Genomic DNA, 16,247 nt, shown 5'->3' on the forward strand with positions numbered 1-16,247 from the left:
TTCTCAATTATAGATCTTTTCGAGATTGTATACGAAATTTCACAGAGGCCGCTCAAACAAGCAGAGAAGAACAACTCAAATGAAAGAAAATACAGGCAAGACTTTTATAATAGCACAGGATTTTTTTGGCAAACATTCCCAGACGGAAGCTGCAAAAATTATACGAGATAAAAGAGAACGGAACTGTTTATGTTACCGAGTTGTCCGTTCTGCTTTTGATGCATCATGCAGCAGGTAAGTAGCTGGTTTTCCTACTTCCCTGCGTTAAGCATTATGTTTATACCTGATCGATTATAAAAGGTCCGGATCAGAACGGAATATCATCATCAAAGTCGATTGGTGGTTCCATTGGCGCACGGTTTTGCTGGCCGAAACCGCCTTGTTGTGGCTGGTTAAAGGCTTGTTGGGCTGGTGGCGCCTGGTTATAGGCAGGCTGGACCGGTGCTTGATTATAAGCAGGCTGTGGTGGTGCCTGATTATAGGCTGGCTGAGCCGGGGCCTGGTTATAAGCAGGTTGTTGTGGTGCCTGATTATAAGCCTGCGGCGCCTGCTGATAAGCCTGTTGGGCCGGGGCCTGGTTATAAGCAGGTTGCTGCTGTTGCATCGCCTGTTGTGGCCGGCCTTGTGCCATCCCCGGATTTGGTGAAGACACAAAACCTAATTTGGCATCGAGAATTTCAATCGACAGATTTAAGCCATTGGCACCCTGGAACTGACGAATACGTTGCTTGTCGCCACTGATTTCAATAATGGCGCCTTCAACCAAGGCTTGTTGGTAAAACTGAATTTGGGCCGGGGCTTTGGCAAAAACGACCGCTTCGTAGTTACACCATTGCTCCATTTTTGATTCACGATCATAGTATTTCACCCCTAACCGCAAGCCAAAACCGGTCGACTCGCCAGCCTGAAATTGGGTTGCGGCTTTGTTTAACTTGCCGGTGATAGTTGTTGCCATTGCTGATTTACCTTTTGTTAATGAACGTTCGCATCGGTCTCTATGATGAGCAAGGCCTGTGCCCGCTAGCATCACCAGCTCCGTGTTGTATTAAATTACTGGGTGCGGTTTGCACGGGTCGCAGCGGCCAGCAAATCCTGCACCTGTTGCAGGTCAAAGGCCCCTGGTGCGACTTTTAAATAACAGCGTTGCTCAGCCACTACAACTGTTGCTTCCAACACTCCAGTTAGGTTGCTAAGCAGGTTAACTTGTTGTTTTGCAGTGGTTTCATCGGGCACCGCCAAACTGAAAGACAACCGCTGACTGCGGGCTGGAACCGCTAGGGTCCGGGCGATCAGCAGCCATATTAAACCAATTCCGGCCGTCACCGCAAACACCGTCAGACCACCATAGGCACCAGAAATAGCCCCACCAATGACCCCACCTAAAAAGGCACCAAAAAACTGCGCGCTGGCATAAATGCCCATCGCCGTGCCCTTCTGCCCGGCCGGTGCAATCCGCGACACCAGCGCTGGCATACTGGCTTCCAGATAATTAAAGCCAATAAAAAACAGCAGCAAGGCAACGACAGTCATGCTGAGTTGCTGCTGACTAATCATTAACAATAAACTTACAATCAGCAAGCCAATTGCGAATAAAAAATAACCTTTTTCCTGTTGTTTCCGCATGGCCAGGATCATCAGCGGCACCATCAGGATAAAAGCGCCAATTAATACCGGCAGATAGACTTGCCAGTGACTATCAGACGCCAGTTGCTGATCCAACAACCGTTGTGGCACCACCACAAACACGGCCGTTAATAATAGATGCAGCACCAGCACCCCCAGATTGAGCTGCATCAGCTGCGGGTGGCGGAATAAATCGGCGATAAAACCCGGTTTGGCCAAAGCTTCGGCACCACTGGCCTGACTGACGGCTTTAGGCACCAGCAAACTGACAATCAGCACACCACAGACTGCCAACCCCGCCGTGAACCAGAAAATGCCACTCAGGCCGGCCTGGGCAGCGATCAGCGGACCTAAAATCATCGCGACGGCAAAACTAAGGCCAATGGTCATGCCAATCACGGCCATCACCTTGGGTCTTTGTTCTTCTCGCGTCAGATCGGACGCCAGCGCCAACACGGCACCGGAAATCGCCCCCATGCCCTGCAGGACCCGGCCGAAAGTCACCATATAAACGGACTCAGCCAAGGCCGACACCACAGAGCCAACGGCAAACATACCCAGCCCCAGTAACATCACCTGATGCCGGCCCCAGCGATCGGACAACCAGCCCATCGGAATTTGCAGCACGGCCTGGGTCAGACCATAAGCGCCAATCGCCAGACCTATCCATAACGGCGAAAAACCAATCAGATCTTTGCCATAAATAGCAAACACCGGGATCAGCATAAATAAGCCTAACATCCGAAAAGCGAACACCAGCGCCAGCGAGATAGCGGTACGCCGTTCCAAAGCGGTTAAATGTTGCATGAGGCCAGAATCTCAGAAACTTGAAAGCGGCTTCGATAGCGAAAGCCTGATAAAGGGCGGCATTGTAGCACAGCAGGCTGAGTCAGGGCAGTCGTGACTGTCACCTTGCTGGCAGAAAGTCACCCGCAGCTGTCGCAAAGCAGGCGGCAGTCTGCACCAGAGCACCGATCAAATCAGCTCATCACCGCCTTGCGCTAACGCCTGCAAAATAGCGCAGTCTGGTTGTTCATTGTCGCAACAAGCGGTCACTAACTGCTGTAATTGCTGCTGTATCTGCTGCAATTTCAGTATTTTATCAGTCACTTCAATCAGTTGTTGTTGCGCCAACTGTTTAACCTGTCGACTGGGCCGGCTTGGGTTCTGCCACAGCTGCAACAACAGCCGGATCTGCGGTAACTGAAATCCCAGACTGCGGGCCTGGCGGATAAAACTCAGTTGTTGTAACTGGGCGCGATGATACAAACGATAGCCGGCAGCACTGCGGCTACTGCTTAACAAGCCCTGCTGCTCATAACTGCGGATCATTTTTGCCGATAAGCCAGTGCTGGCGGCGGCCTGACCTATGGTCAGCCATGGATCCTCATGTTGTGCTGTGTTCATCTGGATGGTCCTGCTACGGCCGCTGTTACTGATGGCGGTGCTGCTGGCACCACCACCGGCAGCGTGGCACGCCAGCGCTGCAATAACAAGGCATTACTAATTACCAGCACACTGCTGGCCGCCATGGCAGCACCAGCCAGCAGCGGGCTCAGATAACCCAGCGCCGCCAGCGGGATCCCAAGCGCATTAAACAAAAAAACCCAGGCTAAGTTTTGCTGAATTTTGCGATAGCTACGCTGACAAATCTGCAGCGCCGCTGGCACCAGCGCCGGATTGCCATGTAACAAAGTGATATCGGCGGCACTGACCGCCACCGCAGTGCCGGTTGCCATCGCCAGCCCCAGATCGGCCTGTGCCAGCGCAGGCGCATCATTAATGCCATCACCCACCATCGCCACCCGGTGGCCCTGCTGTTGCAGCGTTGCAATCGCCTGCGCTTTGCCGGCTGGCAGCAACGCCGCTTGCCACTGCGCGATGCCAACTGCATTGGCCACCAAGGCCGCGCTGGCCTGGTTATCACCAGTCAGCATCACGACAGTGATGCCTTGTTGCTGTAATGCCTGCACCGCAGCCATGGCTTCGGCTTTTAACTGATCGGTAAAAGCAAAACCGGCCAGTAATTTCACCGATGCCGGGCAACTGTCGCTGGCTGGCTGGTATTGTGCCAGCCAACTGAGCGAAGCTCCGGCCGGTTTTTCGGCAAATTCCGGCAACCGCACTGACAAAGTTTCCAGCCACTGACTACTGCCCAGCAGCAACAGCTGGCCAGCCACCTCTCCCTGCAGACCCAAACCTGCCTGCAGTTGCAGCGCACTCAGTGGCAATAACGGCAGCTGTTGCTGTCGCGCTGCGGCTAACAGCGCACTGGCCAGTGGATGATCGTTTTGCTGTTGCAAGGACGCCGCCCACTGCAGCGCTTGCTGCTGACTGCACGCCAGCGCCAGCACAGTTGCCAACTGTGGTTTGCCCTGAGTTAAAGTGCCGGTTTTATCAAACACTACAGTATCAATCTGTCGCGCCTGCTGCAGTACGGCAGCATTTTTCAGCAAAATACCACTGCGGGCAGCACTGCCGGTTCCCGCCATCACTGCGGCCGGAGTCGCCAGCCCCAAAGCACAAGGACAGGCAATCACCAGCACCGCCACTGCCGTTAAAATGGCCTGTTCCCAGTCGGCAGTCAGCAGACCCCAACCGAGCAACGTCAGCAACGACAGCGCCAGCACCACAGGGACAAACACGGCGCTGATCCGGTCCACCAAGGCTTGCACCGGCGCTTTGGCGCTCTGTGCTTGTTGCACCAGTTGGATAATTTTCGAAAGCACTGAAGACGCCCCAACGGCAGTGGCGCGGATCTCCAGCATACCGTCCAGCGCCACTGCACCACCGGTCACTGTGTTGTCGACAGTTTTTAACAGCGGCAGACTTTCGCCACTGATCAGCGCTTCATCCACCAAGCTACGGCCCTGCAACACCACCCCATCCACCGGCAGCCTTTCGCCGGGCCAGACTTGCACCCGATCACCGCTCTGCACAGCACTGGCGCTTTGTAATTGCCATTGGCCGCTGCTATCTTGCCAGACTCGAGCCTGCGCCGGTTGCAGACTGGCAAGTTGCTCCAGCGCCGCCAGTGTGCGTTTTTTCGCTTTTTGTTCCAGATATTTACCTAGCAATACCAGACTCAGCACTGCCGCGCTGCTTTCAAAATACAGCTCAGGCGCCATGCCACTGCCACTGTGGCTATGCCGCCACCACAGATACAGACTCAGCAGATAAGCAGCGCTGGTGCCGAGTGCCACCAATAAATCCATGTTGCCGCTGCGCGCTTTCAGCGCCGCCCAGCCAGCGCGATAAAAATCGCGGCCAAAATAAAACTGCACCGGCGTCGCCAGTAAAAATTGCCAGTGCGGTGCCAGCATCCAGTGTTGGCCCCATAACATCGCCAGCATTGGCAACAGCAAAGGTAAGGTCAATAGATTGCTCAGCAGCACTGGCCACCAGGCTTGGCGCCAATAAGGAGTCGAGGCTGGGATGCTGGTTCTGTTGCTGTCGGACGCAGGCGTGGCGGCCACGGGGCTATTGCCTGCAGCCGCAGGCACAGTCTCATCCAGTGGCACAGCAGCCACCAACCAATAACCAGCAGCTTTCAGCGCAGCGGCAACTTCCGCTTGGCTCAGCGGACTGAGCAACTGCAATTGCAACTGTCCCGACAACACACTGACTTCCGCCGTCAGCACTTGCGGTAACTGCAGCAATGCCTGTTGTACCCGACGGGCGCAGGAACTGCAGCTCAGACCACCCACTTGATAGTGGGCACTGCCGGGCACCAGCTGATAACCAGCCGCGCTGATCTGTTGTTGCAACAGCGCGGCACTAAAACCCGCCACCTCCGGCTCTAATGTAGCGCTGACAGTGCTGGTCAATAACTCAACCTGAATGTCACTGAGTTGTGGCAAGGCCGCCAGTGCTTTTTGCAGCCGGCCGACACAGGACATACAACGCATGCCCTGCACTTCAAAACTTAGTTGCATTTGTTGGCTCCGCCTGGTTCCATTTCATCTGCTGACAGGGTAAAGCTTACCCACAGGGCAAGGTCAAGCAGATTCTACCGGCGACCCCTGCCAGGGTGACCATGCCACACAGCACGCCTGTTACTTGCGATGACTTTCCCGCGATAACTTGCCAAAAGGTCTGTATTTATATACAGTTGATAGTCTGATTGTGTCAAAGAAACCAGCCCGGCAGCTGATCCAACCAGCACCGGCTGACATACACAGCTGATTGCCGCCTGTACGGTAACAGCACGCCATTTTTTTGCCTCAGCTCAACCGGAACTGTGATGGACAAAATTGATATCCGGGGTGCCCGCACCCACAACTTAAAAAACATTTCGCTGCAAATCCCGCGCGACAAACTGATTGTCATCACCGGCTTATCTGGTTCCGGTAAATCTTCGCTGGCGTTTGATACCTTATACGCCGAAGGCCAGCGCCGTTATGTTGAGTCGTTGTCTGCTTATGCCCGGCAGTTTTTAAGTCTGATGGAAAAACCCGATGTTGATCATATTGAAGGTTTATCACCGGCCATTTCAATTGAGCAAAAGTCGACCTCGCATAACCCGCGTTCCACCGTCGGCACTATTACTGAAATTTATGATTACCTGCGGCTGTTGTTTGCCCGCGTCGGTGAACCGCGCTGTCCAAGCCATGATCTGCCGCTGACCGCGCAAACCATCAGCGAAATGGTCGACAAAGTGGTGGCCTTTCCGGAAGGCACCAAGTTAATGGTGCTGGCGCCCGTGGTGCAGGAACGCAAGGGCGAACACGTCAAAACGCTGGAAACGCTGGCGGCCCAGGGCTATATCCGCGCCCGTATCAATGGCGAGATCTGCGATTTATCCGATCCGCCAAAACTGGACCTGCATAAAAAACATACCATTGAAGTGGTGATTGACCGCATCAAAGTGCGGGACGATATTAAACAGCGGCTGGCGGAAAGTTTTGAAACTGCGCTGGAACTGAGTGGTGGTATTGCCAAAGTGGCACCGATGGATCCTGAACCCGGCCAAAGCAGCGCAGAACTGATCTTCTCAGCCAACTTTGCCTGTCCAACCTGCGGTTATTCGATGGCCGAGCTGGAGCCGCGGCTATTTTCGTTTAACAACCCGGCCGGTGCTTGTCAGGCCTGTGACGGTCTTGGCGTGAAACAGTTTTTTGATGCCAGCAAAGTCATTGTCAATGCCGAGCTTAGCTTGTCCGGCGGCGCCATTCGCGGCTGGGATAAACGCAATTTTTATTATTTTCAGATGCTGAAATCCTTGGCCGAGCATTATGGCTTTGACGTTGATGCGCCTTTTGCCAGCCTGAAAAAAGACCAGCAGCAGGCTATTTTGCATGGCAGTGGCCGCAAAGAAATTGAATTTAAGTACCTGAATGATCACGGTGATATTGTACTGCGCAAACATCCGTTTGAAGGCATTTTGCCAAATATGGACCGCCGTTATCACGAAACTGAATCGATGGCGGTGCGGGAAGAGCTGTCGAAATATCTGGCCAGCCAGTGTTGTCCGGTTTGTGACGGTTCACGGCTGCGGGAAGAAGCGCGCCATGTGTTTATCAATCAGACCACCATAGCTCAGGTGGTCGAAATGTCGATTGGCGACTGTTATCAGTATTTCCAACAGCTCAGCCTGCATGGCCAAAAAGCGCAGATCGCGGAAAAAATCCTGAAAGAAATTCAGGACCGGCTGATGTTTCTGGTCAATGTCGGGCTGAATTATCTGAATTTATCCAGAAGCGCCGAAACCCTGTCCGGCGGTGAAGCACAGCGGATCAGGCTGGCCAGCCAGATTGGCGCTGGTCTGGTTGGTGTGATGTATGTGCTGGATGAACCTTCCATTGGTTTACACCAGCGCGACAACGACCGGTTATTGGGCACCCTGACCCATTTGCGCGATTTGGGCAATACCGTGATTGTGGTTGAACACGATGAAGACGCCGTGCGGCTGGCCGATCATATTATCGACATTGGTCCGGGCGCTGGTGTCCATGGCGGTCATGTGGTGGCACAAGGCACCTTAGCGGATATCGAAGCGGCTGAAGCCTCACTCACTGGCCAGTATTTATCGGGCCGGCGCAAAATTGCGGTGCCTGCCACCCGGCATAGCGGCAAAAAAGGCAAATCGCTCAAAGTATTGGGCGCCACCGGTAATAACCTGAAAAATGTCGATCTGGAAATTCCGTTTGGGGTGATGACCTGTATCACTGGCGTGTCTGGCTCCGGTAAATCTACCCTGATTAACGACACCCTGTTCAGAGTCGCGCATAAAGTGCTGAACAAAGGTGAAGGTGACGATCCGGCGCCACATCGCGCTATTGAAGGGCTGCAGCATTTTGATAAATGCGTGGATATCGATCAAAGCCCGATTGGCCGCACCCCAAGATCGAACCCGGCCACTTACACAGGCATTTTTACCGCGGTGCGTGATTTATTTGCCGGCACGCAGGAAGCGCGGTCGCGCGGTTATCAGGTCGGCCGTTTTAGCTTTAACGTCAAAGGTGGCCGTTGTGAAGCCTGTCAGGGCGATGGCGTGTTAAAAGTGGAAATGCACTTCTTGCCGGATGTATACGTGCCTTGTGATGTCTGTCATGGCAAACGCTACAACCGCGAAACCTTAGAGGTGAAATACAAAGGCAAAAACATTCACGAAGTGCTGGAAATGACGGTCGAAGATGCTCATGCCTTCTTTGAAGCCATTCCGGCCATTGCCCGCAAATTAAAAACCCTGATGGATGTCGGTCTGACCTATATCCGGTTGGGTCAATCCGCTACCACGCTGTCAGGCGGTGAAGCACAGCGAGTGAAACTGGCGCGGGAGCTCAGTAAACGCGATACCGGCAAAACTTTGTATATTCTGGATGAGCCGACCACGGGCCTGCATTTTTATGATATTCAGCAACTGCTGAACGTGCTGCACAAGCTACGCGATGCCGGCAATACCATTGTGGTGATCGAGCATAATTTAGATGTGGTGAAAACTGCCGACTGGATTGTCGATTTAGGCCCGGAAGGCGGCTCTGGCGGCGGTGAAATTCTCATCGCCGGCACGCCAGAACAAGTGGCCGCTTGCGAGCAGTCCTATACCGGCCAGTATTTACGGCCACTGCTGGCGAAACCAGCTTAACAATCCGCGCGGTGAGCCAGCAGAACCCATACCCTGTGCTGCTGGCTGAATTAACAGCCTCAGATCCACAATCAACAGATTGATGTGGTTAAGCCGACACGACATCACTGTCGCCCCGGCAAACACCGGCGGCGACGGCTCAGCGCAGAACATGACCAAGGTCAGTCTCAGCGCGGGCAAGCACTGCCGTAAATGGCATCAACCCACTGCGGATTATCGATAAAAGGATTGCGGTTCTGTTGCCGCTGGTAAATCCGCTCATTACGGCGGCGTTCCCAGCTATCAACCGGATCGGCACGGTGCCAGGCCACCAGACTGCATAATTTCCCCATCTGCGCCGTTGACGCACCCGTGGGTACTTTATTTGGTACTGACAGATCCGGTGTATTGCTGTCATCACCGCCTTCATAACGCACATCCATATAAAAGATCATCCGTGCGACATCGCCTTTCACCGCATTGCGTGGTTCAAAACTGTCGCTGTCGGTGAAATTGCCCGGCGCTTCGGCAATGGCGCTGCCACCGTTATCAAAATCTTTATTGCCACGCGTGGAATTCACTGACACATCGGCCGGCCGTAAATGATGAATATCGGTATAAGCATACTGACTTTCACTGGGGAAACCGTGGCTTTTCGCCCAGACATGCTCACGATTCCAGGCATCCGGCGACGAACTGCTGCCAGCGGTAAAACTTTTCGCCTGCGAGCGGCCGGTATACAACAAAATCACATTATTGCTGTTGGCCGGATCTTCATCGGTATATTTCAGCGCATCCCAGACCTGGGCGTAACTGAGTCGCAGGTGACCCCGTAGCAGACTGTTCAGTTGTAACTTCAGCGCCGCACCGGTTTTACCGCTGGTGTTCTGATAATAAGCCGGTAAATTGATGCTGCCGCTGCTATTGTCGCCACCGCCGCCGTCACCGGAACAGCTGACCGTCAGCGGCCCTGATCCCGGATTGGCCGCAGCACTGAGCTGCCAGTCGTTGACACTGTGGGTGTCTGGCAGTTGTTTCCGTTCTATCGGTTTATCCACCGCGGTGATAGGCCAGCCACTGACCGCGTTTTCAAACGCGACCAGATCCAGCTCGGTGTTGCCTTGCAGCAACCGGACATAATCACCACTGTTACCCAGCGCCAGCGTCATACCGGACAACTGCACCGGTTTGCCATAAAGGCTTTGCAGCGCTGCCGCATTTTTGGCCACGACAAAATAACTGTTGGCGGCCAGAGTGCCGCTTAGCTGAAAAGTGGCACCATTATCTGACAGGCTATAACCGGCCAGATCCACCGCGCTGCAACTGTCGTTATACAGCTCGACAAATTCTTCGGTATTGTCATTATTCGGCGCATCATACAACACTTCTGACAGCAGAATTTTTGCCTGTACCGGCGCCGCCAGCAAGCCGCCAAGCAGCACCAGCTTTAAGTAGTTCATCTTCATTGCACACTCCAATCATTAATTAAAGGGGGATGCAGCCACCAGAAAAATTATTATAGGAATGAAGACAGTGACTTGGCGGCAGCCGCGTGCTTAGCCTAGCTGGTTTTTATGAAGCTTTGGGGAAATGCATCGCTGGAAGTTAGTGAAAAATTATGCACATTTTTATTTAAACTTCATTTTATGTATTTGAGTGTCACTCACTCATCCTCACTCTGCCACTGAAACACCTGTTCCAGTGGCACCTTAAATACTGCCGCAATCCGAAAGGCGGCTTCCAGTGACGGCGAGTATTTACCGGCTTCGATGGCGGCTATGGTCTGACGGGTGACGCCGATGCGTTCACCCAGTTCAGCCTGGGTCATTTCGCCGTGCATAAAACGCAATAACCGGATTTGATTGCTCAGCTGGCCGGGCATCAGTCCGCTCATGCTGCTTGCCTGCGGTGGCTGGCAGCCACAATGCCGTCATGCACCACCTCCGCCAGAATAATCATCAACAGCGCAGTATTCACCAGGCTCCAGCCACTTTCGATAAAAGGCAGTACGCAGCCGACCAGAATGATGCCCGCCATCAGCACAAAATAAGCCGCGCGGGTGCCGCGATATTCGATAGCCCGATCCCGCTCATCCATCGGTGCCTGCGCTTCAGCCGGTGATTGCCGCCGGCACCACAAATAACCCAATCCCAGGATCAACGCATGGCCAGTGGCAGTAATACCAAACACCAGTAATTGTTGGAGATCAGGTAACTCCCGGCCGGGAAAGACGCCGCTGGCCACCAGCGAAAAATAAGGGATATAACACAGCAACATCGCAGCCAGCGACCACCAGGCAATTTTTTCACGATAAGACATAACCACCTCAGCACTCCATTTTGATGATAAATTAAACATACATCATGGTAAGAAAAACATCCATCATGTTATTAAAACTTAACATCAACTATTGGTCCCCTTGGCTGAGCCGCAACACTATGGCTGTCCACAATCGATTGCCTGCTTTTTATCGACCTGCAGCTGCGTCGAGTCACAACCAACCCATGCCAGCTTGAAGTTGCCACGACTTCCAGTTGCAGCCAGCGCCAAACAATGAAATATTGGCTTATCCATTTCGGGCGCGGCGCAAGGGTGAACGGCAACCGCGTCATTTCATAAGGAAAATTGCATGGCACATCAATGGCGTTTTTTTCGTTCTGGTGGTTTTGACCAGGTCAAGCTGGATCGGATTGAAGACTGGCAACAGTTGTCGACCCTGGATCCCAAATTATGGGCAGCCCTGAGCTGTCCGGTAAAGGGACTGGAATTTGATGAGCGGACTTTGCGCTACCTGGACGGCGATCACGATGGCCGGGTACGGATTGATGAAATCAAAGCCGCCGTCAGTTGGGCGCTTGAGATGTTGCAACAACCAGAAGTGTTACTCAGCGGTTCCGGATTGCCACTGACCGCCATCAATACCCAGCATGAAGCAGGGCAGAAACTGGCAGCCTCAGCGCGCCGGATGCTGCAAAATCTTGGCAAAGCCGACGCCAGCTCGCTCAGCGTGGCTGATACCGCAGACTTGGCCCTGATCTTCCCGGTGCATCAACTGAATGGCGACGGCATTATCACCGCAGAACTGGCGGCACAGACTTACCCGGAGCAGAGTGCGGTCGCGACGCTGGTCACCACCTTGCTCGACCTTGGCATCCATAGCACCGATCGCAGCGGTGCGCCAGGTATTGAGCGGGCACAGCTCGAAACCTTTGTGGCAGAAGCCACGGCCCTGACCGAATGGCAACAAGCAGGCAACGCCGTCAGCACCGTACTCGGCCCGGCGACGGCAGCCATTTATCCACTGGTGATGGCGCTGGATGCCAAAGTCAGTGACTTTTTTATCCGTTGCCAGTTAGCGGCTTATGACGACAATGCCAGCCTGGCCCTCAATGGCACGGCGGAAGATTATGCCGCCTTGTCGCGACAGTTATTGTCACAGGCCTCGAGTGACAGCAGCTATCTACCGCTGGCGCGGGTCAGCGCCGCCGGTAAATTGCCACTGCAACAAGGGGTCCATCCACACTGGGCCGATCTGTTGGCCGCCTTACAAGCAGAACTGAGCTTGGTGGCAGACAGTGGCTGGCAGGCTAAAACCAGCCTCAATCGCCATGACTGGCAACAACTCAAAGCCAGCTTACAACCTTATACCGACTGGCAGGCGCAACAACCGAACAACCTGGCAACCAGGCTGGAGCCTGCAGTGCTCACTGCTTGTCTGGACAGCGGCACGCTGCAGCAGGCCTTTGCCTTAATAGACGCCGACCTGGCGCAACAAGCAGAAGCCGAAGCTGTACTGGATGTCGACAAACTGATCCGTTATCAGGCTTATTTACGGGATTTACTGCACAATTTTGTCAGCTTCGAACGTTTTTACGGCTTGCAGCAACCGGCTATTTTCCAGAATGGTCGCTTGTATATCGATGGCCGCAGCTGCGATTTATGCCTGAACGTCAATGACGCTGGCAAGCATGCCAAGCTCGCAGGCTTGAGCGGCATGTATCTGTTGTACCTGGATTGTGTGCGCGCCAGCGGTGAGAAAAAATCTGTGGTGGCCAGCATGACCGCCGGCGATGCCGGCAATCTGATGGTTGGCCGCAATGGTGTCTATTACGACAGAGCAGGCACCGACTGGGACGCGACTGTCACGCAAATTGTCGCCAATCCAATCAGTATCCGCGAAGCGTTTTATACGCCTTATCAACGGATTGGCCGAATGATTTCCGATCAAATCCAGAAATTTGCCGCCGCCAAAGATAAAGATATTGAAAGTAAAAGTGCCGCTGGGGTCGGTGATGCGGCCAAACTGGCCGATACGCCAGCAGCGAAAGCCGCGGCGACGACACCTTTTGATGTGGCAAAGTTTGCCGGTATTTTTGCCGCCATCGGCTTAGCCATCGGCGCTATTGGCACAGCACTGGCCGCAGTCGTCACCGGTTTCCTCAGTCTGATGTGGTGGCAAATGCCGCTAGCCTTGTTGGGTGTGGTGCTGTTTATTTCCGGCCCTTCCATGCTGCTGGCCTGGTTTAAGCTGCGGGCCAGAAATCTGGCACCCTTGCTGGATGCCAATGGCTGGGCAGTCAACACCAATGCCAAACTCAGTATTAAATTTGGCACCCGACTGACGGCGCTGGCGAGTTTACCCGGCGGTGCCAGCCGGGCAATGGCCGATCCTTTTGAACAAAAAAGCAATGCCAGGCTCTGGCTGGTGCTGTTGATTATTGCGGTGGTGGTCTGGGTGTTCTGGCGGCAGGGGTTTGTTGGCGCAGGCTTGCAAGCACTGTTAGGCGCGGCATAGCCTTGTTGGCAGAGCAGGTTGCACCGGCACTCAGCCGGTCCAACCTGCTCATATTGACTAGAGTTTTTGCGTTTGCAAAAAGCTATCCACTTGCGGTGGAATACGGTTGATCCGCTCTAACAGGCGTTCAATGCCAGCCGCAGCCTCCTGATACGCCGTTTTCACCGGTTTAGAACTGGCGGCGACGGCTTTTTGTTGCAACAAGGCTGCTGTTTTGGCATCGCGACCCGAACCAAGGATTGAAGCATCAAAACCGTTACGGCGCAGCGGATCTAACCTATCATCAAAGGCTGGCTGGTGTTGCAGATAAAACTGGTAAGCCAGCTCAGTATGCTGGTCCGCCACCTGAGTGAGTAAATCCGGCGCCCATTGTTTTGGTGTCAGGTCGGCTAAGCTCAGCTCCAGTGCAGCTTTGGCCAGCTCCGCATCTTTCACCGAAGCTAACGCCGCTAATAACCGGCGTTTTTCTGTGCTGTTCTTACTTGCTACTGCCAGCGCTTTTAAGGTGGCAAAATCGTCGGCATTGGCATTTTTACCAATCACGCCGAGCACCACACTGTATAAATCGCCCGGCAAGGCATTTTCATCCGGCGAAGTGGCATGGTGACGAGCGGCAAAACGACGACGCGCTTCCGCCAGCACAGCTGCATCGCCCAAATTCGCCAGCGCACGGATCAGGCTACTGCGTAAAATGCTGGTATTGTCAGATTCAGTCGGCTGTTTTTCCCAACCCACTTTGCTAAACATTGCCTGTGCTTTTTGTAATGCCCAGCGTTTAAACGCCGCTTCCCCTGGTAAACCTTCATACATAAAAGCCAGGCCATTCAGCTGACCGACCACTTCCACTGCAATCATTGGATTGGCATCCGCCGGCACCTGTTGCAGCAACGACAGGAACTGCTGCAATGAGGTATAGCTGGCATAACTCAGCGCCTGGCTGTCTTTTAACAAGCCTAACTGGTCGACCGCCGCTAAACTGGCGAAGTGACTGGTCAGTTGCTGTAACAGCGCATCGCTATACTGCACGCGATAATAACCAGTCTGACCGGCATTTACCGTCACAGTACCACAACCCGGCAGGGTCATTTGCTGTGGCGCAGCGCCACGAATTTCGGCACGGCCAGCGGCAGAGCCCAGCACCTGAGCCGTCACCGGCACCGTCCATTGCTGTGGTTTTTTCGACTCAGCATCCAGACCAAAGCGGCTTTGTTTTAACGTCAGTTTGGTGCTGCCTTGCAGGCATTCTGCGCTGAGCACTTCAATCAGCGGCACACCACTTTGATGGGTGAAATCTTGGGCTATCGCCTCCACCGGCCGGCCTGAAGCTTTGGCCAGCGCCTGCCACAGGTCGTTGGTGACGGTATTGCTATATTGATGCTGTTGCATATAAGCACGCACCCCGGTGCGGAAAGCTTCTTCACCTAAATAAGCTTCCAGCATGGTAATGACGGATAAACCTTTAGCATAGGTGATGCCATCAAAAGCCGCGTTGGCTTCCTCCAGATTGCGCACCGGTTGTACCACCGGATGAGTGGTTTGTTGCGCATCCTGCGCCATCGCATAGTTACGCGAAGCGACCGCAGATAATTCTACCTGCCAGGCCGGATTAAATTTTTGACTGGCTTTGCTTTCCATCCAGGAAGCAAAACCTTCATTCAGCCATAAATCGTCCCACCACTGCATGGTGACAATGTTGCCAAACCACTGGTGTGCCATTTCATGCGCCACCACAGCGTAGACATTCTGTTTATTGCTGGTGGTGGAAAACTGCGGATCCAGCAATAACGTATCTTCGAAATACATCACCGCGCCCCAGTTTTCCATCGCGCCAAAACCACCAGCGCCGGGCACCGCGATATGGTCCAGCTTCGGCAACGAATAATCGATACCAAAGTAGTCATTAAAATAATCCAGCAGTTGATAAGAGGCGTTCAGTGCATAAGTGCCTTTGACCGCATCGCCTTTTTTCGCCACCACCCCATGTTCGATACCACCGGAGCGGCCAGAAATACGCTCGTAATCACCAGCGCCCACATACAGCAAGTAGCTGCTCATTTTCACGCTGGGGGCAAAATCAACCCGGGCCCGGCCGTCCGGCAATGGCTGACGCTTGTGCTCCGGCATATTGGAAATGGCTAACTGGCCTTTGGGCTCAATAATACTGATATTAAAAATGGCTTTATGCGCCGGTTCATCCCACATCGGTGCCAGTTTCCGGGCATCACCGGGTTCAAACTGGCTGGACAGCATCCGGCCTTTGCTGCCATCAGCCTTGGTATAGTCAGTGGCGAATAACCCCGCCGACTGCTCATAAATTTTGCCATGATAACGCACTTTCAACAGATGTTTGCCCGCACTGAGTGGCGCTTTAAAATGTACCCGCTGCGTGGCCGGTACCACTTCAGCCAGCACAGTTTTACCATCGATGCTGGCATCAATCACCGTTAAATCCAGCGCATTCAGCACCAGCTCCGGCAGGGCCTGACTGGCGGTAAATTGCAGCGTTAGCTCACCCTGAAAAGTCAGTTTGTCCAGATCTGGATCTATCGTCAGTTGATACACCTGCGGACTGGCGCCTGCTGGCAATACATCCCGCTCAGTGGAGGTATTCGCCAGCACTGGCAAAGTCGCAAATAGCAAAGCAGCGCTGATGGCGAGGGTCAGCCGTTTTTGTTGGAATAAAGCACGCATCTTATTGAAATTCCTTGCTGGATCAATCCACTGCCTACAGCGGCAGCAGCAATGCAGTTAACATAATGAAAA

The 16,247-nt window shown here is 53.6% G+C and carries 10 protein-coding genes; 2 read left to right on the forward strand and 8 right to left on the reverse strand.

What is annotated here, in order from left to right; all coding sequences use genetic code 11:
* Positions 1–307 precede the first annotated feature (307 nt).
* The 4 genes from AC53GJ_RS21250 to AC53GJ_RS21265 all read right to left on the reverse strand — a co-directional run bounded on the left by AC53GJ_RS21250 (position 308) and on the right by AC53GJ_RS21265 (position 5,558).
* Positions 308–955 carry a hypothetical protein gene (locus tag AC53GJ_RS21250; protein WP_496730404.1) on the reverse strand — a complete coding sequence of 216 codons (648 nt, stop codon included), beginning with the start codon at positions 953–955 and terminating at the stop codon, positions 308–310.
* Between the two features lie 95 nt (positions 956–1,050).
* Entirely contained in the window at positions 1,051–2,430 is a 1,380-nt protein-coding gene (locus tag AC53GJ_RS21255; protein WP_496730406.1) for an MFS transporter, read from the reverse strand.
* A 168-nt stretch (positions 2,431–2,598) separates the two neighbouring features.
* Positions 2,599–3,030 (reverse strand): MerR family DNA-binding protein, encoded by a 432-nt coding sequence (locus AC53GJ_RS21260; protein WP_496730407.1) that lies wholly within the window; start codon positions 3,028–3,030, stop codon positions 2,599–2,601.
* Positions 3,027–5,558, reverse strand: a complete 2,532-nt coding sequence (locus AC53GJ_RS21265; protein WP_496730408.1) for a heavy metal translocating P-type ATPase — start codon at positions 5,556–5,558, stop codon at positions 3,027–3,029. The genes AC53GJ_RS21260 and AC53GJ_RS21265 overlap by 4 nt, the downstream gene beginning before the upstream one ends.
* 308 nt (positions 5,559–5,866) lie before the next feature.
* On the opposite strand from AC53GJ_RS21265, the gene uvrA reads away from it, so the two are divergent.
* Complete coding sequence (gene uvrA / locus AC53GJ_RS21270; protein ID WP_496730409.1) at positions 5,867–8,710, forward strand: excinuclease ABC subunit UvrA; 2,844 nt, start codon at positions 5,867–5,869, stop codon at positions 8,708–8,710.
* 167 nt (positions 8,711–8,877) lie between these two features.
* On the opposite strand, the gene AC53GJ_RS21275 is transcribed toward uvrA, so the two are convergent.
* The 3 genes from AC53GJ_RS21275 to AC53GJ_RS21285 all read right to left on the reverse strand — a co-directional run bounded on the left by AC53GJ_RS21275 (position 8,878) and on the right by AC53GJ_RS21285 (position 11,008).
* Positions 8,878–10,155: an endonuclease gene (locus tag AC53GJ_RS21275; protein WP_496730410.1), complete on the reverse strand. Its 1,278-nt coding sequence runs from the start codon at positions 10,153–10,155 to the stop codon at positions 8,878–8,880.
* A gap of 197 nt (positions 10,156–10,352) precedes the next feature.
* Complete coding sequence (locus AC53GJ_RS21280; RefSeq protein WP_496730411.1) at positions 10,353–10,583, reverse strand: helix-turn-helix transcriptional regulator; 231 nt, start codon at positions 10,581–10,583, stop codon at positions 10,353–10,355.
* The gene (locus AC53GJ_RS21285; protein WP_496730412.1) at positions 10,580–11,008 is read right to left on the reverse strand and encodes a hypothetical protein; all 429 of its coding nucleotides are present in this window, start codon (positions 11,006–11,008) and stop codon (positions 10,580–10,582) included. The genes AC53GJ_RS21280 and AC53GJ_RS21285 overlap by 4 nt, the downstream gene beginning before the upstream one ends.
* 310 nt (positions 11,009–11,318) lie before the next feature.
* Between AC53GJ_RS21285 and AC53GJ_RS21290 the strand changes: the two genes are divergently transcribed.
* On the forward strand, positions 11,319–13,484 hold the full coding sequence (locus AC53GJ_RS21290; RefSeq protein WP_496730413.1) for a hypothetical protein: 2,166 nt from the start codon (positions 11,319–11,321) through the stop codon (positions 13,482–13,484).
* 57 nt (positions 13,485–13,541) lie between these two features.
* Here AC53GJ_RS21290 and AC53GJ_RS21295 read toward each other — a convergent pair whose 3' ends face one another.
* Positions 13,542–16,175, reverse strand: coding sequence for a M1 family metallopeptidase (locus tag AC53GJ_RS21295; RefSeq protein ID WP_496730414.1), 2,634 nt, complete (start codon positions 16,173–16,175; stop codon positions 13,542–13,544).
* Positions 16,176–16,247 lie beyond the last annotated feature (72 nt).

It is taken from the genome of Rheinheimera sp. B2H12 (genome assembly GCF_059620065.1).

What these genes read in the sequence shown, in the direction of transcription:
- AC53GJ_RS21265 (WP_496730408.1), bottom strand. Translation starts at nt 5,558, where the DNA reads ATGCAACTAAGTTTTGAAGTGCAGGGCATGCGTTGTATGTCCTGTGTC.
- AC53GJ_RS21280 (WP_496730411.1), bottom strand. Translation starts at nt 10,583, where the DNA reads ATGAGCGGACTGATGCCCGGCCAGCTGAGCAATCAAATCCGGTTATTG.
- AC53GJ_RS21275 (WP_496730410.1), bottom strand. Translation starts at nt 10,155, where the DNA reads ATGAAGATGAACTACTTAAAGCTGGTGCTGCTTGGCGGCTTGCTGGCG.
- AC53GJ_RS21295 (WP_496730414.1), bottom strand. Translation starts at nt 16,175, where the DNA reads ATGCGTGCTTTATTCCAACAAAAACGGCTGACCCTCGCCATCAGCGCT.
- AC53GJ_RS21260 (WP_496730407.1), bottom strand. Translation starts at nt 3,030, where the DNA reads ATGAACACAGCACAACATGAGGATCCATGGCTGACCATAGGTCAGGCC.
- AC53GJ_RS21255 (WP_496730406.1), bottom strand. Translation starts at nt 2,430, where the DNA reads ATGCAACATTTAACCGCTTTGGAACGGCGTACCGCTATCTCGCTGGCG.
- AC53GJ_RS21285 (WP_496730412.1), bottom strand. Translation starts at nt 11,008, where the DNA reads ATGTCTTATCGTGAAAAAATTGCCTGGTGGTCGCTGGCTGCGATGTTG.
- AC53GJ_RS21290 (WP_496730413.1), top strand. Translation starts at nt 11,319, where the DNA reads ATGGCACATCAATGGCGTTTTTTTCGTTCTGGTGGTTTTGACCAGGTC.
- AC53GJ_RS21250 (WP_496730404.1), bottom strand. Translation starts at nt 955, where the DNA reads ATGGCAACAACTATCACCGGCAAGTTAAACAAAGCCGCAACCCAATTT.
- uvrA (WP_496730409.1), top strand. Translation starts at nt 5,867, where the DNA reads ATGGACAAAATTGATATCCGGGGTGCCCGCACCCACAACTTAAAAAAC.